General features: G+C 60.3%; 19 protein-coding genes. 13 read left to right on the top strand and 6 right to left on the bottom strand.

What is annotated here, in order from left to right; translation table 11 throughout:
* Nucleotides 1-54 precede the first annotated feature (54 nt).
* Nucleotides 55-2,199 (bottom strand): ATP-dependent DNA helicase DinG, encoded by a 2,145-nt coding sequence (gene dinG / locus ACA074_RS06345; RefSeq protein WP_497678633.1) that lies wholly within the window; start codon nucleotides 2,197-2,199, stop codon nucleotides 55-57.
* Nucleotides 2,200-2,298: 99 nt separating this feature from the next.
* Here dinG and ACA074_RS06340 point away from each other — a divergent pair, with 99 nt between their 5' ends.
* Nucleotides 2,299-2,763 (top strand): CopD family protein, encoded by a 465-nt coding sequence (locus ACA074_RS06340; protein ID WP_497678632.1) that lies wholly within the window; start codon nucleotides 2,299-2,301, stop codon nucleotides 2,761-2,763.
* Between the two features lie 220 nt (nucleotides 2,764-2,983).
* Here the strand turns inward: ACA074_RS06340 and ACA074_RS06335 are convergent, their stop codons facing one another.
* From ACA074_RS06335 to ACA074_RS06320, 4 genes are all read right to left on the bottom strand, one after another.
* Nucleotides 2,984-3,742 (bottom strand): collagen-like protein, encoded by a 759-nt coding sequence (locus ACA074_RS06335; RefSeq protein ID WP_497678631.1) that lies wholly within the window; start codon nucleotides 3,740-3,742, stop codon nucleotides 2,984-2,986.
* Complete coding sequence (locus ACA074_RS06330) at nucleotides 3,735-4,016, bottom strand: DUF1145 domain-containing protein (protein WP_489878345.1); 282 nt, start codon at nucleotides 4,014-4,016, stop codon at nucleotides 3,735-3,737. Before ACA074_RS06330 ends, ACA074_RS06335 begins: the two co-directional genes overlap by 8 nt.
* Nucleotides 4,017-4,177: 161 nt before the next feature.
* On the bottom strand, nucleotides 4,178-4,900 hold the full coding sequence (locus ACA074_RS06325) for a PA1041 family peptidoglycan-binding anchor lipoprotein (RefSeq protein WP_497678630.1): 723 nt from the start codon (nucleotides 4,898-4,900) through the stop codon (nucleotides 4,178-4,180).
* A gap of 89 nt (nucleotides 4,901-4,989) precedes the next feature.
* A complete protein-coding gene (locus ACA074_RS06320) occupies nucleotides 4,990-5,685 on the bottom strand; it encodes a PA1041 family peptidoglycan-binding anchor lipoprotein (RefSeq protein ID WP_497678629.1) in 696 nt (231 codons plus the stop codon).
* 199 nt (nucleotides 5,686-5,884) lie between these two features.
* Between ACA074_RS06320 and ACA074_RS06315 the strand changes: the two genes are divergently transcribed.
* Genes ACA074_RS06315 through ACA074_RS06300 form a run of 4 tightly spaced genes read left to right on the top strand, consistent with a single transcriptional unit; the run spans nucleotide 5,885 to nucleotide 7,605 of the window.
* Nucleotides 5,885-6,382, top strand: a complete 498-nt coding sequence (locus ACA074_RS06315; RefSeq protein ID WP_187679472.1) for a DUF6231 family protein — start codon at nucleotides 5,885-5,887, stop codon at nucleotides 6,380-6,382.
* 4 nt (nucleotides 6,383-6,386) lie between these two features.
* Complete coding sequence (locus tag ACA074_RS06310) at nucleotides 6,387-6,863, top strand: YchJ family protein (RefSeq protein WP_210700995.1); 477 nt, start codon at nucleotides 6,387-6,389, stop codon at nucleotides 6,861-6,863.
* 41 nt (nucleotides 6,864-6,904) lie between these two features.
* A complete protein-coding gene (locus tag ACA074_RS06305) occupies nucleotides 6,905-7,399 on the top strand; it encodes an LEA/WHy family protein (RefSeq protein ID WP_489878342.1) in 495 nt (164 codons plus the stop codon).
* Entirely contained in the window at nucleotides 7,396-7,605 is a 210-nt protein-coding gene (locus ACA074_RS06300; RefSeq protein ID WP_008083915.1) for an SEC-C metal-binding domain-containing protein, read from the top strand. The genes ACA074_RS06305 and ACA074_RS06300 overlap by 4 nt, the downstream gene beginning before the upstream one ends.
* Before the next feature lie 140 nt (nucleotides 7,606-7,745).
* Here the strand turns inward: ACA074_RS06300 and ACA074_RS06295 are convergent, their stop codons facing one another.
* A complete protein-coding gene (locus ACA074_RS06295) occupies nucleotides 7,746-8,303 on the bottom strand; it encodes a cysteine hydrolase family protein (protein WP_497678628.1) in 558 nt (185 codons plus the stop codon).
* A gap of 192 nt (nucleotides 8,304-8,495) precedes the next feature.
* Between ACA074_RS06295 and ACA074_RS06290 the strand changes: the two genes are divergently transcribed.
* From ACA074_RS06290 to ACA074_RS06255, 8 genes are all read left to right on the top strand, one after another.
* Complete coding sequence (locus ACA074_RS06290; protein WP_497678627.1) at nucleotides 8,496-10,946, top strand: penicillin acylase family protein; 2,451 nt, start codon at nucleotides 8,496-8,498, stop codon at nucleotides 10,944-10,946.
* A 190-nt stretch (nucleotides 10,947-11,136) separates the two neighbouring features.
* Entirely contained in the window at nucleotides 11,137-12,171 is a 1,035-nt protein-coding gene (locus ACA074_RS06285) for a ligase-associated DNA damage response exonuclease (protein WP_401270579.1), read from the top strand.
* Nucleotides 12,168-13,856: an ATP-dependent DNA ligase gene (locus tag ACA074_RS06280; RefSeq protein ID WP_497678626.1), complete on the top strand. Its 1,689-nt coding sequence runs from the start codon at nucleotides 12,168-12,170 to the stop codon at nucleotides 13,854-13,856. Before ACA074_RS06285 ends, ACA074_RS06280 begins: the two co-directional genes overlap by 4 nt.
* Before the next feature lie 390 nt (nucleotides 13,857-14,246).
* Nucleotides 14,247-15,029 (top strand): transporter substrate-binding domain-containing protein, encoded by a 783-nt coding sequence (locus ACA074_RS06275; protein WP_187679479.1) that lies wholly within the window; start codon nucleotides 14,247-14,249, stop codon nucleotides 15,027-15,029.
* Between the two features lie 56 nt (nucleotides 15,030-15,085).
* Complete coding sequence (locus tag ACA074_RS06270; RefSeq protein ID WP_187679480.1) at nucleotides 15,086-15,814, top strand: ABC transporter permease; 729 nt, start codon at nucleotides 15,086-15,088, stop codon at nucleotides 15,812-15,814.
* Nucleotides 15,811-16,521, top strand: coding sequence for an ABC transporter permease (locus ACA074_RS06265; RefSeq protein ID WP_187679481.1), 711 nt, complete (start codon nucleotides 15,811-15,813; stop codon nucleotides 16,519-16,521). The genes ACA074_RS06270 and ACA074_RS06265 overlap by 4 nt, the downstream gene beginning before the upstream one ends.
* Before the next feature lie 10 nt (nucleotides 16,522-16,531).
* On the top strand, nucleotides 16,532-17,650 hold the full coding sequence (locus ACA074_RS06260) for a succinylglutamate desuccinylase/aspartoacylase family protein (RefSeq protein WP_497616735.1): 1,119 nt from the start codon (nucleotides 16,532-16,534) through the stop codon (nucleotides 17,648-17,650).
* Nucleotides 17,651-17,663: 13 nt separating this feature from the next.
* The gene (locus ACA074_RS06255; RefSeq protein ID WP_497678625.1) at nucleotides 17,664-18,428 is read left to right on the top strand and encodes an ABC transporter ATP-binding protein; all 765 of its coding nucleotides are present in this window, start codon (nucleotides 17,664-17,666) and stop codon (nucleotides 18,426-18,428) included.
* Nucleotides 18,429-18,522 lie beyond the last annotated feature (94 nt).

Raw genomic sequence — 18,522 nt, 5'->3', positions numbered from 1 at the left:
AAAGCGATGGCAGAGAGATAGACAACAAAGTGGGCAAAACTGCCCACCTATGTCTCAGGAAATTTCACGACGGAAAGGAGGCAACGCATTGAGGATCGCCTTGCCATAGCGCTGGGTGACCAGACGCCGGTCGAGCAAGGTGATGGTGCCGCGATCTTCTTCAGTGCGCAGCAGACGACCGCAGGCCTGAACCAGTTTCAGCGAGGCATCGGGCACGGAGATTTCCATGAACGGATTGCCGCCCCGGGCTTCGATCCACTCCGAGAGCGCCGCCTCAACCGGATCGTCCGGCACCGAGAACGGAATCTTGGCAATCACCACGTGTTCGCAGTACGCGCCGGGCAAGTCCACGCCTTCGGCAAAACTGGCCAGACCGAACAGCACGCTGGAATCGCCGCCATCGACACGAGCCTTGTGTTTGTTCAGGGTTTCCTGTTTCGACAGGTTGCCTTGAATGAACACTTGCTTGCGCCAGTCGCGGTCGAGGCCGTCGAATACGTCCTGCATCTGCTTGCGCGAAGAGAACAACACCAGCGTGCCGCGCGAGCCTTCCACCAGATCCGGCAACTCGCGAATGATCGCGGCCGTGTGAGCGGCGGCGTCGCGTGGATCGGCCTTCAGATCCGGCACCCGCAACACGCCAGCGTTGGCATGGTGGAACGGGCTCGGCACCACAGCGGTGACGGCTTTTTTCGGCAGGCCGGCGCGCATGCGGAAACGGTCGAAAGTGCCGAGCGCGGTCAGGGTTGCCGAAGTCACCAGACAACCGTACGCCACGTTCCACAGGCTGCGGCGCAAGGTTTCGGCCGCGAGGATCGGGCTGGCGTTGACCTCGATGTCGAACAGCGAACCGCTCTCCGCCAGGGTCAGCCAGCGGGCCATCGGCGGGCTGTCTTCCGGGTCTTCGGCGGTGAACGCCGTCCACAGTTCCCAGTTGCCCGACGCACGGGACAACAGGCTGCCGAACAGCGGATACCACTCTTCGGCCTGGTTGCTGGCGATGCCGATGTTGACCTCGCCGTCCATGCCTTCCTTGAGCAGGTCGGTCAGACGGGTGAACAAATCGTTGAGACGGGAGAAGCCTTTTTTCAGCTCGATGCCCATTTCGCGCATGTGCTCGGGAATCACCCCACCGACAAAGCGATGGCGTGGCCGCTCGCGACCTTCGACGTCTTCACCGGGTTTGAAATCGGCGATCTGCTCACAGGCGCTGAACATGAACTGCTGCTGGGTCTTGATCTCCCGCGCCAGTTCCGGCACCTGCTCGATCAATTTGCCGAGATCGCCCGGCAGCGGATGCTGGGCCAGCAGTTTGGTGAGGTTCTTGGCGGTGGTTTCCAGCCAGTCGGCGGTGGAACGCAGGCGCGTGTAGTGAGCGAAGTGGCCGATCGCCTTGTCCGGCAGGTGATGGCCTTCGTCGAACACGTAAAGGGTGTCACGCGGATCAGGCAGAACGGCGCCGCCGCCCAACGCCAGATCAGCCAGAACCATGTCGTGGTTGGTGACGATCACGTCAACCTTGCCCATGCCTTCACGGGCCTTGTAGAAGGCGCACTGGCCAAAGTTCGGGCAATGGCGGTTGGTGCATTGGCTGTGATCGGTGGTCAAGCGCGCCCAGTCGGCGTCTTCCAGAGCATTGGGCCAACTGTCGCGGTCGCCGTCCCATTTATTGCCGGCGAGTTTCTCGATCATGCTGGTGAAGAGCTTCTGACTGGCCTCATCGACCTCGATCTTGAAGCCTTCTTCTTCGAACAGCTGGGCTGTGGCGGTCTGCGCGTGGCCTTCCTGCAACAGCATGTCGAGCTTGGACAGGCACATGTAGCGGCCACGGCCCTTGGCCAGGGCAAAGCTGAAGTTCAGCCCGCTGTTGCGCATCAGGTCGGGCAAATCCTTGTAGACGATCTGCTCTTGCAGGGCCACGGTCGCGGTGGCGATGACCAGACGTTTGCCGGCCAGTTTCGCCGTCGGGATTGCCGCGAGGCTGTACGCCACGGTCTTGCCGGTACCGGTGCCGGCTTCCACCGCAACAATTGCGGGGTCGCCACTGCGCCGGCCTTCGTCGTCGGTATCGATATCACCGAGGACTTTGGCGATTTCAGCGATCATCAGGCGCTGGCCGTAACGCGGCTTGAGGCTCTTGGCCTCTAGAAAACGCGAGTAGGCGCCCTGGATCGTGGTTTTGAGTTCAGTGCTGATCATGGATTGTCGGGCGCAAAAAACGCTGGATAAATTTTCAGTGGTTTCGGATGGCGGCTATCATACCCCGCTAATTAATCCCGCGCAGAACGGAGTGCCCCAATGACACCTTTTAGCCTCGTTTATCCGCTGCATGTCCTGTCCGCTCTGGTCTGGGTCGGCGGCATGTTTTTCGCCTGGATGGTCTTGCGTCCGGCGGCTGTGAAGGCCTTGGACGGCCCTGCCCGGCTGACCTTGTGGGTGGAAGTGTTTCAAGGTTTTTTCCGCTGGGTCTGGGTCGCGTTGATTCTGTTGCCGATCAGTGGTGTGGGTATGTTGCATTTGCAGCAGGTCGGGTTTGAGACCGCGCCAAAGTATGTGCAAGTGATGATCGGGCTGTATGTGGTGATGACGGCGCTGTTTATCCGGATTCAGGGGTTGATGCTGCCGGAGTTGCGTAAGGCGGTTGAAGCGAAGGACTGGGCGGCGGGTGCGGCGGTGCTGGGGCGAATCCGGCGGGTGGTGGGGATTAATTTGATTGTCGGGTTGGTGCTGGTGGCGATTGCGGCGGCGAGGCCGATGATTTGAAGATCGGGGATTAGATCAAAAGCCCCTCACCCTAGCCCTCTCCCGGAGGGAGAGGGGACTGAGTGGGGGATATTGAAGAGCTACGCCGACTTGAAAGATTGGCTTTGAATCCATAATCGACTCGGTTTTTCAGGTCGATGGATAGCGTGAGTCACCTCGGTCGGCCCCCTCTCCCTCCGGGAGAGGGCTGGGCGGGCGGCGTTCCGATGAGGGTCTGCTTTTACAAGCGCTGCACCGTCACAGCCCCCGCCGCCCCCACTGGCCCAGGCTGCCCATCAGCCCCCGCCTTGCCACTCTTGCCGCCATCGGCGCGATACACCAGGCAGCCCTTGGATTTGCCGCCCTTGCCTGCCTTGCCGCCAACACCCGCCGGGCCGCCAGCACCGCCGGCGACGTTGACCTTGATTTGCTCAACCGGGAAGTCGCGCGGCACTTCCAGCCGCACCAGCGCACCCGGAGCACCTGGCTGACCGTCGCTACCGTCACTGCCATCCGCACCATGTCCAGCCGAGCCATAGGTGCACCCTGGATCTTCACCGTTGCCGCCATCGAGACCGACAAAACCCGGCGCACCGGTACCGCCACGGGCATCGACCAACAGTTGCGGCGCGTTCAGTGCCTTGAATTGCAGATTCAGATTGCGCCCGGCACGGGCGGCTTTTTCGTAGGTGCCCGGCGCACCGCGCGCGGTGATCTGACTGCCATCGCTCAAATCTGCACGAATGACCTTCATCTCAAAAGCCTGTTCACCCGGAACGATGGCGATGCGTGCTTCATGACCGAGGCGCAATTCGCCGACACTCAGTTCGGTCACGTTGGCCGGAACCAGCAAGGTGCCATAATCGGCCACTTCCAGTCGTTCGAGCTGCAAAGTGCCGGCGGTGTTGGGCAGACGCATCAGGGAATTGGTTTCGACGCTGACCACCTGGGCGCAGGCCAAAGGGCTGATAAAAGCAGCGAGCAGACACAATTTACGCATGGGAAGAAGCCTCCGGAGCGGCCGGGGCCGGGATGGTTTGCAGATGGAATACGCCAAACAGCAGGATGCGGCCACGATCACGCCAAGGGTGCGCGCGCCCCTTGAGGCTGCGATTGCACAGCAGCACTTCGAACACATGGATCAGCAACAGCAGAGCGCCGGCCAGATTGACCAGCAGATGCAGCGGATGTACGAACGGCACCAGCTGATTGGCCAGTACCACGCAGCAGAACAGCAGGGTCAATAACCGCCCCAGCCCCCAGAACACTTTCATACGCTCCCCCGTGTTGCGAATTATTCTTTGGGCGCACAGTAACGGCTTCTGCGGGGGATAAGCCAGAGGGAAAAATGAAAAATCTTCGCCGAGCCGCTAAATGGCTGCCGGATCGACGATGATCGCCCCGGCAGCTCTAGCTCGCGGACTACAGACACCTCCTAACGATTGATGTGCAGCTCCACGCGACGGTTTTGCGCGCGCCCCTCGTCGGTTGCGTTATCGGCCACCGGCTCACTCTCGCCTCGTCCTTCACTGGTCAGTTTGTTCGGTGCCAGCCCCTGACTCAGCAAATAAGCCGCGACACTGCTGGCGCGCCGTTCCGACAATGCCTGGTTATAAGCATCCGAGCCTTTGCTGTCGGTATGACCGATGACCTTGATGCTGACCACGTCGGCATTGCGCAATTTGTCCATCAGCGTATCAAGTTGGGCTCTCGCGGCGGGCGTCAGGTCGGACTTGTCGAAATCGAACAGTACGTTGCCGGCATCGCTCAACGTGATGACTTCGGTTTGCGGGGCCGGTTCGACCGCTTTCTCAACGACCGGATATTGCGGCAGCGGGCAACCACGGTGATCGACCGGGGTATTGGCCGGAGTATCGGGGCAACGGTCGCGGCGGTCGAATACGCCGTCATCGTCTTTATCGCCGTCCTGGGCATAACAGATCAGTCCGCCGGTAAGTATCCCCAGCGCTGCGCCGCCAGCGGCCCAACCGCCACTTTCAATGGCGCCGAGGCCGCCACCGACCAGCCCGCCGAGAAGGCTGCAGATCGGCCACGTACGTTGATTGAGGGGTGCAGTGCCATCGCTGTGGGTGGCGCAACCGGTGAGCAAGCTGCCAAGCAGCAGCACCGGCAAGACGGACCTTGAGAAAACAGTCATTGTGAAAGCTCCTGTGTCACCGGCCCATACCGGTTACACAGGAGTAAAGACCCGCATCCGCGACTGCACAAGCCGCGGATGCGAGAGGGCTAGCGGTTGATTTTGATTTCTGTACGACGGTTCTGCGCACGGCCGTCAGCGGTTTTGTTGTCCGCGACTGGCTGGCTTTCACCGGCGCCGGTCACCGAAACGAAGCTGCTTTGCGGCACGCCGCTCTCAACCAGGTACTTGACCACCGAGTGCGCGCGACGATCAGACAGTTTCTGGTTGTAGGCATCGCTGCCGACGCTATCGGTATGACCGGTGACGGTCAGTTGCGCGGTCGAGGATTCCTGTTTCAGGCGCGTAGCGACCTTGTCGAGCACTTGTTTGTCGGCACCGGTCAGCGTGGCTTTGTCGAACTGGAAGTGAACATCGCGAATGACAATGGTTTCTTCCTTGACCACGACAGCTTCTTCAACCACGGGTGCAGGCGCTGGTGGAGGGCAACCGTCAGCATCGACCTGTACGCCTTTAGGCGTGCCCGGGCACTTGTCGCGACTGTCCGGCACACCATCGCCGTCTTCATCGCCATCACCGTGCACCCAGCAATAGGCTGCTGCCGTACCGCCGATAAGTAACGCACCATATCCGGCCCATGCCGAACTCTCGGTAGCGCCAAGACCGGCACCGACGACACCACCGACCGCCGCACAGGTCGGCCAGTCGGTTTTCTGCAAACCTGCGCAACCAGTCAACACACTGGTTAGCAGAACCAAGGGTAATGCTGTCCGAACTATGCTCATCTAGTTTTCTCCTGAGGGATCGGCTTAAAACCGATTCAGGGAGTAAAGACCGGAGTTTTAATCTCCGCCAGCAATAGGCCATTGCTGTTTGCGACCGTGTTCACAGGACTTTGGCGCATTTGCCGCAAACCTGCGTGGTCGGGCTCTTTGCCGCCGCAGTCAGGCAGGCTAGTCTTGGCGGTCTGATTGAGGAGCTTCGATGAACGTCGCCATTTCTTCCCGTACGCCGCAACAGGCGTTGGCCGCTTTGCTGGATCGTTACGCCCCGGCGCGTCTGCTGTTGATCGGCGCCAGTGAATTCCCGGCGCTGACTGCTTTTAAAGAAGCGCATCCGGACACCATCGTCGCCCACGCCGCGCCCGGTGCCTTGCCTGCCGAGCTGGCGGCGCAACGTTTCGATCTGGCGCTGGTGGTCGATTGCCTGGAACATTTGCCCAAGCGTGACGGCCTGAATCTGTTGGGCGGGATCCGCAACCTCAACGCCAGTCGCATTGCGGTGCTGGCGGATCTGTCGGCCAGCGGCTGGCAGGAAACCGATTTTTACTCGCTGGCACTGCAAGCCAGCGAACGCTTCCAACGCGACGATCAAGTGCTGACACTGTTCACCTATGATCTGCTTGACTACAAACAAGTCCCCGACTGGCTCAATTCAAGGTTCTGGGCCAATCCGGAAAACTTCGGGAAATACTGGTGGTAATGCAATGAGTACAGCCATTTGCCCTTGCGGCAGCGGCAATCTGCTGGATGCCTGCTGCGGTCACTATCACGAAGGCCTGCCGGCGCCGTGCGCGGAAGCCTTGATGCGTTCGCGCTACAGCGCTTATGTGCTGGGGCTGATCGACTATCTGGTGGCGACCACCCTGCCCGCTCAGCAAGCGGGGCTGGATCGCCAATCGATCAGTGCCTGGAGCGCGCAAAGCACCTGGCTCGGCCTCGACGTCGAAAGCTCGGAAGTCTTCGGCGGCCAGCCGGAACACGCCTTCGTCACCTTCACCGCGCGCTGGCACGACAGCCAGGGCGAACACAGCCACCGCGAACGTTCTTCATTTGTGCAGAACGCCGGGCGCTGGTACTTCATCGACCCGACTGTGCAATTGAAGCTGGGGCGCAATGACAGTTGCCCGTGCGCAAGCGGGCAGAAGTTCAAGAAGTGCTGTGCGGGGTATTTCGGCGCGTAAAGACAGCGGCAACTAGACTGGAGCACAAAGGGAGTTACTCGATGCTCGGTCAACGCCACACACTGCGATTGTTTGTTCTGATGCTGATGCTGAACCTCGGCGGCTGCGCGTCTTGGTTCAGCGATGACCGCGTCGACCCCGCCGTGCACCTGGTAAAAGTCGAAGTGGTGCGCGCCAAGTTGCTTGAGCAGAAGTTCATCCTGCACTTTCGCATCGACAATCCAAACGACAGCGACTTGACCGTGCGCGGCCTGGAATACCGCATTCATCTGGCCGACATGCTGCTGGCTGAGGGCGAGCATGAACACTGGTTTACCGTCGGGCCCAAACGCAGCGCGTACTTCAAAGTGCCGATCCGCACCAATTTATGGCCGAAGGTGAAGGACGTGGTGAAAATGCTGAAAAAACCGGACCAGCAGATCCCCTATCGTTTGCAGGGCGAAATGGAAACCGGTTTATTCATCGCTCACTACGTGCACCTTGAGCGCAATGGCGTGATAATCCCCGCCGATTTAATTCCGGAGCAACACCGATGACTCAGCAACCTCATGTCCATGGCCCTGACTGCAACCACGATCATGATCATGACCATCACCACGATCATGACCATGGCCACGTCCACGGCCCGAACTGCGGCCACGCTCACCAGGAACCAGTGCGCAATGCCTTGAAAGACGTCGGCCGCAACGACCCTTGCCCATGCGGCAACGGCAAGAAATTCAAGAAGTGCCACGGGGCTTGATGCTTCGGGCGAAGATCATCATCGCCTGATCAATCGCCTTCGCGAGCAGGCTCGCTCCTACAGGTTAATCAGCGTCTGTCACACATTTTGTGTACATCGCGATCCTTGTGGGAGCTGGCTTGCCAGCTCCCACAGAGTTCTCAGGCGACGGCCAGAATCTGTCCGGCACTGACCACCGTCGCATACTCCCCATGCAGATTCCCCAGCGACATCCCGTGCACCTCTTCGGCTGAACGCGGCGTACCGAAATAATCGGTCTTGTCGAAGGTGAAGCACGCATCCTCCGCGACCCACGTATCAAACCCCAGATTGCCCGCCGTGCGCGCCGTGGATTCCACCGAGTTGTTCGTGGCCACACCAACGATGATCAACTGCCCGATCCCGGCCTGCCGCAACCGTGCTTCCAGCTCAGTGGCACAAAACGCATCCGGCACCTGTTTCTGAATCAGCCACTCGCTGTCCTGCGGCAAAAACCTCTCCTGAAATTCCACCCCGGATTGCTCCGGCCAGAACACCGAATCCGGCGAACGTGACAAGTGCTGCACATGAATCACCGGCCGCCCGCTGCGGCGCCAAAGCGCCAGCAGATCAAGGATTCGTTCTTCAGCCTGCGGATTGTTCCTGCGCCCCAATCGCGGCTGCAGGATGCCTTTTTGCTGGTCGATGATGATCAGTGCAGTGTTGGCCTGCAGCTCCATAGAGGTCTTCTCGCGAGGGTCATTTGATTGCCCGCACTTCAACATCCCTCCCTTCACCTAAGCAAGTCATGAAACGATCATCGATCAGTGGCAAGAAATAACCACTCGCCCCGCTTGCGCGGCCACCTCCCGCTCACTAACGTAGCGGCTTTATTGCGCCCCCAGCCTCGACACCCCCGCAGGAGCTTTGCCATGGCCTCGCCAGCCCTTACACATTTTCTTCCCCGGTTCGGCGTTGCCGCAGCAGTGACCAGTGTTTTGAGCCTGTCCGGTTGCCAGACTTGGAACGCTCAGGACACCCTCCCTCCCAACTCCGGCGTGCAACCGCTCAAAGGGCTGGCGCAGAACGTTTCGGTACGCCGCAATGCCATGGGCATGCCGTTGATCGAAAGCAACAGCTTCCACGACGCGCTGTTCGCCCTCGGCTATGTACACGCCAGCGACCGCATCAACCAGATGGTCACCCTGCGCCTGCTCGCTCAGGGCCGTATGGCGGAAATCTCCGGCGCCTCGATGCTCGACGCCGACCGCTACATGCGCGCGGTCAATCTGAAAAAAAGCGCCGCCGAGCTGTACAAGGCCTCGTCGCCGCGGCTCAAGCGATTCTTCGAAGTCTATGCGCGCGGCGTCAACGCCTACCTGTTCCGCTATGCCGACAAACTGCCGGGCGACCTCGCTGCCAGCGGCTACAAGCCGGAATACTGGAAGCCGGAAGATTCCGCGCTGATTTTCGCCCTACTGAACTTCAGCCAATCGGCCAACCTGCCGGAGGAAATCTCGTCACTGGTGCTCGCGCAAACCGTGACCACCGACAAACTCGCCTGGCTGACCCCGTCCGCCCCGGACGAAAATCTGCCGCTGGCCGAAGCCGACAAGCTGCAAGGCCTCAAGCTCAACGGGCAAATCCCCGGTCTGAGCGAACTGAGCAGCGCCAGCCAGCAACTGTCGACGCTAAACCTGCTCGGCACCCCCTCTTCGAACAACTGGGCGATTGCCCCGCAACGCAGTCGCAGCGGCAAAAGCCTGCTGGCCAGCGACAGCCATGGTCCATTGGCCGCACCGTCGCTCTGGAGCTTCGTGCAGATTCGCGCGCCTAAATATCAGGCTGCCGGCGTGACCGTAGCCGGTTTGCCGATGGTGCTGGGTGGTTTCAACGGCAAAGTGGCGTGGAGCATGACCAGCGTGCTCGGCGACAACCAGGACCTGTTCCTGGAAAAAATCCGTCGTCAGGGCAGCACGCTTTCCTACGAAGTAAATGGCAAATGGCAGCCTGTAGGCGTGCGCAACGAAACCTATTTCGTCAAAGGCCAGCGGCCGATTCGCGAAGCGGTGTACGAAACCCGCCACGGCGCGTTGCTCAACAGCGCCCAGGCTGCCGCACAAGGCAACGGTTATGGCCTGGCCTTGCAGACGCCGAGCTTCACCGACGACAAAACCCTGGACGCATTTTTTGATCTGAGTCGTGCGCAGAACGTTGAGCGCGCTTCGGACGCGAGCCGGGAAATCCGCGCCATCGCGCTGAATCTGGTATTCGCCGACGCCAGCAATATTGGCTGGCAAGTCACCGGCCGCTTCCCCAACCGTCGCGAAGGCGAAGGCCTGCTGCCGTCGCCGGGCTGGGAAGGTCGTTACGACTGGGACGGTTATGCCGACCCGATGCTGCACCCATACGATCAGGACCCGGCGCAAGGCTGGCTCGGCACCGCCAACCAGCGCGTGATTCCTCACGGTTACGGCATGCAACTGTCGAACTCCTGGGCCGCGCCGGAACGTGGTGAGCGTCTTGCTGAACTCGCCGGCAGCGGCAAGCATGACAGTCGCAGCGTCATCGCCATGCAATACGACCAGACCACCACGTTCGCCGCCAAGCTGAAGAAGGTGTTCGAAGCGCCGGGGATGAAACAACCGCTGAAACAGGCGATCGACGCCCTGCCGGAAACCGATCGCAGCAAAGCCCGCGAGGCGTTCACCCGATTGATGGCGTTTGACGGCAAACTCAGCCCGACCTCGGCGGATGCGGCGATTTATGAACTGTTCCTGCAAGAAAGCATGAAGCAGATCTTCCTCGACGAACTAGGCCCAGAGTCCAGTGCGGCGTGGAAAGCGTTTATCGCCAACGGTGATTTGTCCTACGCCGCGCAAGCCGATCATCTGCTGGGGCGAGAGGACAGTCCGTTCTGGGATGACCTGCGCACGCCGCAGAAAGAGGACAAAGCGGTGATTCTCGCCCGCAGCTTCGCGGCAGCGATTGCCGCTGGCGACAGCCAGTTGGGTGGCGATCACAAAGCCTGGCAATGGGGCAAATTGCACAGCTACGTGTGGAAGAACGCCAATGGCCAGACTGTTCGTGGGCCGCTGGCGGCTGGCGGCGATCACACCACACTGAACACCTCGGCGTTTAACTGGGGCCAGGACTTCACCACGACGCGTGCGCCGTCGATGCGTTTTATCGTCGACTTCGGTCAGGCCGAACCGCTGATGGGGCAGAACGGTGCGGGGCAATCGGGTAATCCGGTGAGCCCGAACTACCTCAATGGCATTGATCAGTGGCTCAAGGGCCAGTACATCGGGTTGCCGCTGCAGCCGCAGAACTTTGATCGGGTGTATGGCAAGACGCGCCTGACCCTCACCCCCGGCAAATAAACGCAGATTCCCTTGTAGGAGTGAGCCTGCTCGCGATAGCGGTCTGACAGTCAAAATTGATGTGTCAGGCACACCGCTATCGCGAGCAGGCTCACTCCTGCACTGTTTTGTGTCGTCCTGAAAAAATCCATAGAACTTCTGACCCCGCCCAAACCTCATAGCTAACAAGCCCCCCATTTCTGGTAACGACATGGACCTTGTTATCGCCCGCCCCGAAGGTTTGTACTGCCCCGCCGGGGATTTTTATATCGATCCGTGGCGGCCGGTGGAGCGTTCGGTGATTACCCATGCCCATGGCGATCACGCCCGCACCGGCAATCAGCATTATCTGGCCAGCAGCGCCAGCGAAGGGATTCTGCGCGCGCGTCTGGGTCAGGACATCAACCTGCAAACCCTCGCCTACGGCCAACGCCTCACCCACCATGGCGTCACCCTGAGTTTCCATCCAGCCGGGCACGTGCTCGGTTCGGCCCAGGTGCGTCTGGAATACGGCGGCGAAGTCTGGGTTGCCTCAGGCGATTACAAGATCGAGCCGGACGGCACCTGCGCACCGTTCGAACCGGTGCGCTGCCACACCTTTATCACCGAATCGACCTTCGGCCTGCCGATCTACCGCTGGCAGCCGCAAGCGCAGGTGTTCAGCGAGATCAACGAGTGGTGGAAAGCCAATATCGCCGTGGGCAAGGCCAGCGTGTTGTTCTGTTACTCGTTCGGCAAGGCTCAGCGCATTCTCCACGGCATCGACGAAACCCTCGGCCCGATCCTCAGCCACGGCGCGGTCGAGCCGTTGAACCGGGTTTATCGCGAAGCAGGGGTATATCTGCCGCCGACGATTTACGCCGGTGACGTGAAAAAAAGCGATCCGATCATGCGCCAGGCCCTGGTCATCGCCCCGCCATCGGCAGGGGGCAGCACCTGGATGCGTCGGTTCGGCGACTTCAGCGACGGGTTCGCCAGCGGCTGGATGCGTTTGCGCGGCACCCGCCGGCGGCGCGGGGTCGATCGCGGTTTCGTGCTGTCCGATCACGCCGACTGGCCGGGTCTGCTTTGGGCGATCAACCAGACCGGCGCCGAACGAGTGATGGTCACCCACGGCTCGATCGGCGTGCTCGTGCGGCATCTGCGCGAACAAGGCCTCGATGCCAAAGGCTTCAACACTGAATACGGCGATGACGAAGAAGAAAACATCGCCTCTGCACCGACCGTCGCCGAGATGCAAGCATGAAGGCCTTCGCCGAGTTGTACGCAGAACTCGACGCCACCACGTCCAGCAACGCCAAACTGGCAGCGATGCAGGCTTATTTCGCTCAGGCCGAACCGCAGGATGCGGCATGGGCGGTGTACTTTTTATCCGGTGGTCGGCCACGGCAACTGGTGCCGGTGCGGATCCTGCGTGAACTGGCAGTCGAGGTGTCCGGGCTGACGCCATGGCTGTTCGAGGAAAGCTATCAAGCGGTCGGCGATCTGGCGGAAACCATTTCGCTGGTGTTGCCGGAAAATCCGCACAGTTCCGACGCCGGCCTGGCTGAATGGATCGAGGACAGACTGCTGCCATTGCGCGGTGAAACACCGGAGTTCCTGTCACGACAACTGCCAGCACTTTGGGCTCAGCTGGATCGGCCAAGCCTGATGCTGTGTATCAAGCTAATCACCGGCAGCTTTCGCGTCGGTGTGTCGAAACTGTTGGTCACCCGGGCACTGGCCTCGATGGCCGGGCTCGACAGCAAGCGCGTAGCCCAGCGTCTGGTGGGCTACACCGACCTGTCCAACCGGCCGAACGCCGCCAGCTATCTGAAGTTGATTGCGCCAGAGTCTACTGACGAGCATGCCCAGCGCGGCGGCCAGCCGTACCCGTTTTTCCTCGCGCACGCCTTGGCACAACCGGTCGAAGAGTTCGAAGCATTGATCGGCCCTGCAAGCAATTGGCAGGTGGAGTGGAAGTGGGATGGCATCCGCGCGCAGGTGGTCAAGCGTGACGGGAAGTTGTGGGTGTGGTCGCGGGGTGAAGAACTGGTTACCGAACGTTTTCCCGAACTTGACGTACTGGTGCACGGTTTGCCCGATGGCACGGTGATCGACGGTGAAATCGTGGTGTGGAAAAGCACCCACCCACTGACTGAAGACGCCTTTGATCCGCAGTCGCCGGAACCGCCAGCGGTGCAACCGTTCGCCCTGCTGCAACAACGGATCGGCCGCAAAACCCTCGACAAGAAAATCCTCGAAGAAGTACCGGTGGTGGTGCTCGCCTACGACTTGCTGGAATGGCAGGGCGAAGACTGGCGCAACGATCCGCAGGCCAAGCGACGCGCGCAGTTGGAAGACGTTATCGCCCGCTGCAACAGTCCGGTGCTGCTGGCTTCCCCGGTGCTGACCGGTACGGATTGGTTCGACCTCGCCCGCCAGCGCGAAGCCTCCCGACGCCTGGGCGTCGAGGGCATGATGCTCAAGGCCCGCGACTCGCTGTACGGAGTCGGTCGCACCAAAGATATGGGCGTTTGGTGGAAGTGGAAGGTCGATCCGTTCAGCGTCGATGCCGTATTGATTTACGCACAACGCGGGCATGGCCGTCGCGCCAGTCTGTACAGCGATTACACCTTCGCCGTTTGGGATGGCCCGCCCGATTCCAGCGAGCGTGCGCTGGTGCCGTTCGCCAAAGCCTATTCGGGTCTGACTGACGAGGAAATGCGCCAGGTCGACAGCATCGTGCGCAAGACCACTGTGGAAAAGTTCGGCCCTGTCAGCAGTGTCAAGCCGAGCCTGGTGTTCGAACTGGGTTTCGAAGGCATCGCCCTGTCACGGCGGCACAAGAGCGGGATTGCCGTGCGCTTTCCGAGGATGCTGCGCTGGCGGCAGGACAAGACTGTCGATGAGGCGGACAGCCTGGCCACGCTACAAAACCTCCTTGCCTGACCCCCTTTCCCGGGACACTGATCATTTGAATTGAATGACTACCTGTGGCGAGGGGATTTATCCCCGATCGGCTGCGCAGCAGTCGCAAAACCTGAGCATGCAATTCTCCCTGATGAATGCTGGGGGCTGCTTCGCAACCCATCGGGGATAAATCCCCTCACCACAGGGAATGCAGCGCCCGCGAAATCCCAACATCGAACTGAAATGGTGCAAGGTTTTTACGACGCCCGTTTCCGTGCATCAATCCCCTCCTCATCTACCAATCCCCACCTTTTAAAACGCTTGTTCGGGACTCTGGTTCGGAAATTGCTACTTTCTATAGGTCGTACGCGTTCCAGTAACAATAATTCTGCGCCACAAGCGCTCATATTGGTTCTTAGGGATTGAATAATGAAAAAAGCATTGCTGACCCTTTCTGCACTGGCGTTGTGCATGGCCGCTGGCTCCGCGCTGGCCAAGGAATACAAAGAGCTGCGCTTTGGCGTTGACCCTTCGTATGCACCGTTTGAGTCGAAAGCGGCCGACGGCAACCTGGTGGGCTTCGACATCGACCTGGGCAACGCGATCTGCGCCGAACTGAAGGTCAAGTGCAAGTGGGTCGAAAGTGACTTCGACGGCATGATTCCGGGCCTCAAAGCCAATAAATTCGACGGTGTGATCTCGTCGATGACCGTGACTCCGGCCCGCGAAAAAGTCATCGACTTCTCCAGCGAGCTGTTCTCCGGCCCGACCGCTTACGTGTTCAAGAAAGGCTCGGGTATCACCGCAGACGTTGCGTCTTTGAAAGGAAAAACCGTCGGCTACGAGCAAGGCACCATTCAGGAGGCCTACGCCAAAGCCGTGCTGGACAAGGCCGGCGTGAAAACCCAGGCCTATCAGAACCAGGATCAGGTGTATTCCGACCTGACCTCCGGCCGTCTCGACGCTGGCATCCAGGACATGCTGCAAGCCGAGTTGGGCTTCTTGAAGTCGCCAAAGGGCGTCGACTATGAAGTCAGCAAGCCGGTCGACAGCGAATTGCTGCCCGCCAAAACCGCTGTCGGTATTAAGAAAGGTAACACTGAGCTGAAAGCGCTTTTGGATAAAGGTATCAAAGCGTTACACGATGATGGCACCTACGCCACCATCCAGAAGAAACACTTTGGCGATCTGAATCTGTACAGCGGCAAATAATGCCCCGGCGCCCATCCTCGATGGGCGCCTTTTCCATCCGCTCAGGTTGCTGATTTATGTTCGAAAACCTCCTGCAAAATCTGGGGCTATCCGCCTTCAGCCTCAAGGGTTTCGGCCCGTTGTTGCTGGAAGGCACCTGGATGACCATCAAATTATCGGCGTTGTCGCTGCTGGTGGCCGTGTTGCTCGGCCTGCTCGGCGCCAGTGCCAAGCTGTCAAAAGTCAAAATGGTGCGCCTGCCTGCCCAGGTCTACACCACGTTGATTCGCGGGGTGCCGGATCTGGTGCTGATGCTGTTGATCTTCTATAGCCTGCAAACCTGGCTGACCTCGCTCACCGATTACATGGAATGGGAATACATCGAGATCGACCCGTTCAGCGCCGGGGTGCTGACCCTGGGCTTCATTTATGGCGCGTACTTCACCGAAACTTTCCGTGGTGCGATCCTCTCGGTGCCCCGCGGTCAGGTTGAAGCCGCTACGGCATATGGCCTCAAACGCGGTCAGCGCTTTCGCTTCGTGGTGTTCCCGCAAATGATGCGCTTCGCCCTGCCGGGCATCGGCAACAACTGGATGGTGATGCTCAAGGCCACCGCGCTGGTGTCGATCATTGGCTTGGCCGATCTGGTCAAAGCCGCGCAAGACGCCGGTAAAAGCACCTATCAACTGTTTTACTTCCTGGTTCTCGCCGCGTTGATCTATCTGCTGATCACCAGTGCCTCGAACATCATCCTGCGCTGGCTCGAACGCCGCTACGCCGCCGGTGCCCGGGAGGCCGTACGATGATCGAACTCTTGCAGGAATACTGGAAAGCCTTCCTTTATACCGACGGCAATAACATCACCGGGCTGGCGATGACGATGTGGCTGCTCAGCGCCTCGATCTTCATTGGCTTCCTGGTGTCGATACCGTTGTCGATTGCCCGTGTGTCGTCGCACTTTTACGTGCGCTGGCCGGTGCAGTTCTACACCTACCTGTTCCGCGGTACGCCGCTGTATATCCAACTGCTGATTTGCTACACCGGCATCTACAGCCTCGCCGCCGTGCGCGCGCAGCCGATTCTCGACAGTTTCTTTCGCGATGCGATGAACTGCACGATCCTCGCCTTTGCCCTGAACACCTGTGCCTACACCACGGAGATTTTCGCCGGGGCGATCCGCAGCATGAACCACGGCGAAGTCGAAGCGGCCAAGGCTTACGGTCTGACGGGCTGGAAGCTGTATGCCTACGTGATCATGCCTTCGGCCTTACGCCGTTCGTTGCCTTACTACAGCAACGAAGTGATCCTAATGCTGCACTCGACCACCGTGGCCTTCACCGCGACCATCCCCGACATCCTGAAAGTCGCCCGGGACGCCAACTCGGCGACCTTCCTGACCTTTCAATCGTTCGGCATTGCCGCGCTGATCTACCTGGCCATTACCTTTGCGCTGGTCGGCCTGTTCCGCCTCGCCGAACGCCGATGGCTGGCCTTCCTCGGGCCGACTCACTAGGAACCTTGTAATGCGACACCAGATCCATGACCTGTTGGCCCCACTGCCGGGGACCGCACGACAGATCCACAGCTTCCACTTCGGCCCGCAGCAGGCCAAAGGCAAGATCTACATCCAGTCGTCGCTGCACGCCGACGAATTGCCCGGCATGCTCGTGGCCTGGCACCTCAAGCAGCGACTGGCGGAGTTGGAAGCCGCCGGGCGCCTGCGCAGCGAAATCGTGCTGGTGCCGGTGGCCAACCCGGTCGGCCTCGAGCAAGTGCTGATGGACGTGCCGCTGGGCCGCTACGAACTGGAGAGCGGGCAGAACTTCAATCGCTGGTTTGTCGATCTGAGCGAAGAAATCGGCAACGACATCGAGGGCAAGCTCGGCGATGACCCGCAGGGTAATCTCGAACTGATCCGTGCCAGCCTGCGCAACGCCCTCGCCCGTCAGACCGCCAGCACGCAACTGCAATCCCAGCGCCTGACCCTGCAACGGCTGGCCTGCGACGCGGACATGGTGCTGGACCTGCATTGCGATTTCGAATCGGTGGTTCACCTCTACACCACGCCCGAAGCGTGGCCGCAGGTCGAGCCGCTGGCGCGTTACATCGAGTCGCAGGCCAGTCTGTTGGCCACCGATTCCGGCGGGCAGTCGTTCGATGAATGTTTCACGCTGCTGTGGTGGCAACTCAAGGAGCGTTTCGGCGAACACTTCGAGATTCCGCTGGGCAGTTTCTCGGTGACCGTCGAGTTGCGCGGCCAGGGCGATGTCAATCACCCGATGGCCAGCCGCGACTGTCAGGCATTGATCGATTATCTGATCCAGTTCGATGCGATCGTCGGCGAGACCCGACCACAGCCGCCCTTGGCCTTCCCTGCCACGCCGCTGGCCGGGGTGGAACCGGTAACTACGCCGGTCGGCGGCTTACTGGTCTACACCGCCACGGCGGGGCAATACCTGGAGGCCGGGCAACAGATTGCCGAAATCATCGATCCGATCAACAACCGGGTCACGCCTGTTCATTGCACCACGGCCGGCCTGATGTATGCCCGCTCGCTGCGGCGCATGGCCACCGCCGGCATGGTGATCGCCCACGTCGCGGGCGCCGAAGCCTATCGCAGCGGCTACCTACTTTCGCCTTGAGGATGTCTGTCCCATGTACAAACTGACCGTTGAAGGCCTGCACAAAAGCTATGGCGACCATCAGGTGCTCAAAGGCGTTTCGCTCAAGGCCAAGACCGGCGACGTGATCAGCCTGATCGGCGCCAGCGGCTCGGGTAAAAGCACCTTTTTGCGCTGTATCAATTTTCTCGAACAACCCAACGACGGCGCCATGAGCCTGGATGGCCAAACGATCCGCATGGTCACCGACCGCCACGGCATGCACGTCGCCGACCCGGACGAACTGCAACGCCTGCGCACGCGACTGGCAATGGTGTTCCAGCATTTCAACCTGTGGAGCCACATGACCGTGCTGGAAAACATCACCATGGCCCCGCGCCGGGTGCTGGGTTGCAGCAAACAGGAAGCCAAGGATCGCGCCCGGCGCTATCTGGACAAAGTCGGTCTGCCGGCCCGCGTGGCAGATCAGTACCCGGCGTTTCTCTCCGGCGGTCAGCAGCAACGCGTGGCGATTGCCCGCGCGTTGGCGATGGAGCCGGAGGTGATGCTGTTCGATGAACCGACGTCGGCGCTGGACCCGGAACTGGTGGGTGAAGTGTTGCGCGTGATTCAGGGCCTGGCCGAGGAAGGCCGGACGATGATCATGGTGACTCACGAAATGAGCTTCGCGCGCAAAGTCTCCAGCCAGGTGTTGTTTCTGCACCAAGGGCTGGTCGAAGAGGAAGGCGCGCCTGAAGAGGTACTCGGCAATCCGAAGAGCGAACGCCTGCGGCAGTTCCTCAGCGGCAACCTCAAGTAACCTGCACACATAAAACCTGTGGGGCCGAGCCTGCTCGCGAAAGCGGTCGGTCAGTCAACGATGATGTTGAATGTGACAACGTCTTCGCGAGCAG

The organism is Pseudomonas sp. LBUM1655 (genome assembly GCF_059716085.1).
The sequence above is the reverse complement of the archived record's forward strand: the minus strand, read 5'-3'. Positions and strand labels throughout refer to the sequence as shown.

Excerpts from the sequence above, each read along its gene's own strand:
- ACA074_RS06280 (WP_497678626.1), top strand. The coding sequence starts at position 12,168 with ATGAAGGCCTTCGCCGAGTTGTACGCAGAACTCGACGCCACCACGTCC.
- ACA074_RS06340 (WP_497678632.1), top strand. The coding sequence starts at position 2,299 with ATGACACCTTTTAGCCTCGTTTATCCGCTGCATGTCCTGTCCGCTCTG.
- ACA074_RS06315 (WP_187679472.1), top strand. The coding sequence starts at position 5,885 with ATGAACGTCGCCATTTCTTCCCGTACGCCGCAACAGGCGTTGGCCGCT.
- ACA074_RS06305 (WP_489878342.1), top strand. The coding sequence starts at position 6,905 with ATGCTCGGTCAACGCCACACACTGCGATTGTTTGTTCTGATGCTGATG.
- ACA074_RS06290 (WP_497678627.1), top strand. The coding sequence starts at position 8,496 with ATGGCCTCGCCAGCCCTTACACATTTTCTTCCCCGGTTCGGCGTTGCC.
- ACA074_RS06265 (WP_187679481.1), top strand. The coding sequence starts at position 15,811 with ATGATCGAACTCTTGCAGGAATACTGGAAAGCCTTCCTTTATACCGAC.
- ACA074_RS06335 (WP_497678631.1), bottom strand. The coding sequence starts at position 3,742 with ATGCGTAAATTGTGTCTGCTCGCTGCTTTTATCAGCCCTTTGGCCTGC.
- ACA074_RS06310 (WP_210700995.1), top strand. The coding sequence starts at position 6,387 with ATGAGTACAGCCATTTGCCCTTGCGGCAGCGGCAATCTGCTGGATGCC.
- ACA074_RS06270 (WP_187679480.1), top strand. The coding sequence starts at position 15,086 with ATGTTCGAAAACCTCCTGCAAAATCTGGGGCTATCCGCCTTCAGCCTC.
- ACA074_RS06295 (WP_497678628.1), bottom strand. The coding sequence starts at position 8,303 with ATGGAGCTGCAGGCCAACACTGCACTGATCATCATCGACCAGCAAAAA.
- dinG (WP_497678633.1), bottom strand. The coding sequence starts at position 2,199 with ATGATCAGCACTGAACTCAAAACCACGATCCAGGGCGCCTACTCGCGT.
- ACA074_RS06330 (WP_489878345.1), bottom strand. The coding sequence starts at position 4,016 with ATGAAAGTGTTCTGGGGGCTGGGGCGGTTATTGACCCTGCTGTTCTGC.
- ACA074_RS06275 (WP_187679479.1), top strand. The coding sequence starts at position 14,247 with ATGAAAAAAGCATTGCTGACCCTTTCTGCACTGGCGTTGTGCATGGCC.
- ACA074_RS06320 (WP_497678629.1), bottom strand. The coding sequence starts at position 5,685 with ATGAGCATAGTTCGGACAGCATTACCCTTGGTTCTGCTAACCAGTGTG.
- ACA074_RS06285 (WP_401270579.1), top strand. The coding sequence starts at position 11,137 with ATGGACCTTGTTATCGCCCGCCCCGAAGGTTTGTACTGCCCCGCCGGG.
- ACA074_RS06260 (WP_497616735.1), top strand. The coding sequence starts at position 16,532 with ATGCGACACCAGATCCATGACCTGTTGGCCCCACTGCCGGGGACCGCA.
- ACA074_RS06255 (WP_497678625.1), top strand. The coding sequence starts at position 17,664 with ATGTACAAACTGACCGTTGAAGGCCTGCACAAAAGCTATGGCGACCAT.
- ACA074_RS06325 (WP_497678630.1), bottom strand. The coding sequence starts at position 4,900 with ATGACTGTTTTCTCAAGGTCCGTCTTGCCGGTGCTGCTGCTTGGCAGC.
- ACA074_RS06300 (WP_008083915.1), top strand. The coding sequence starts at position 7,396 with ATGACTCAGCAACCTCATGTCCATGGCCCTGACTGCAACCACGATCAT.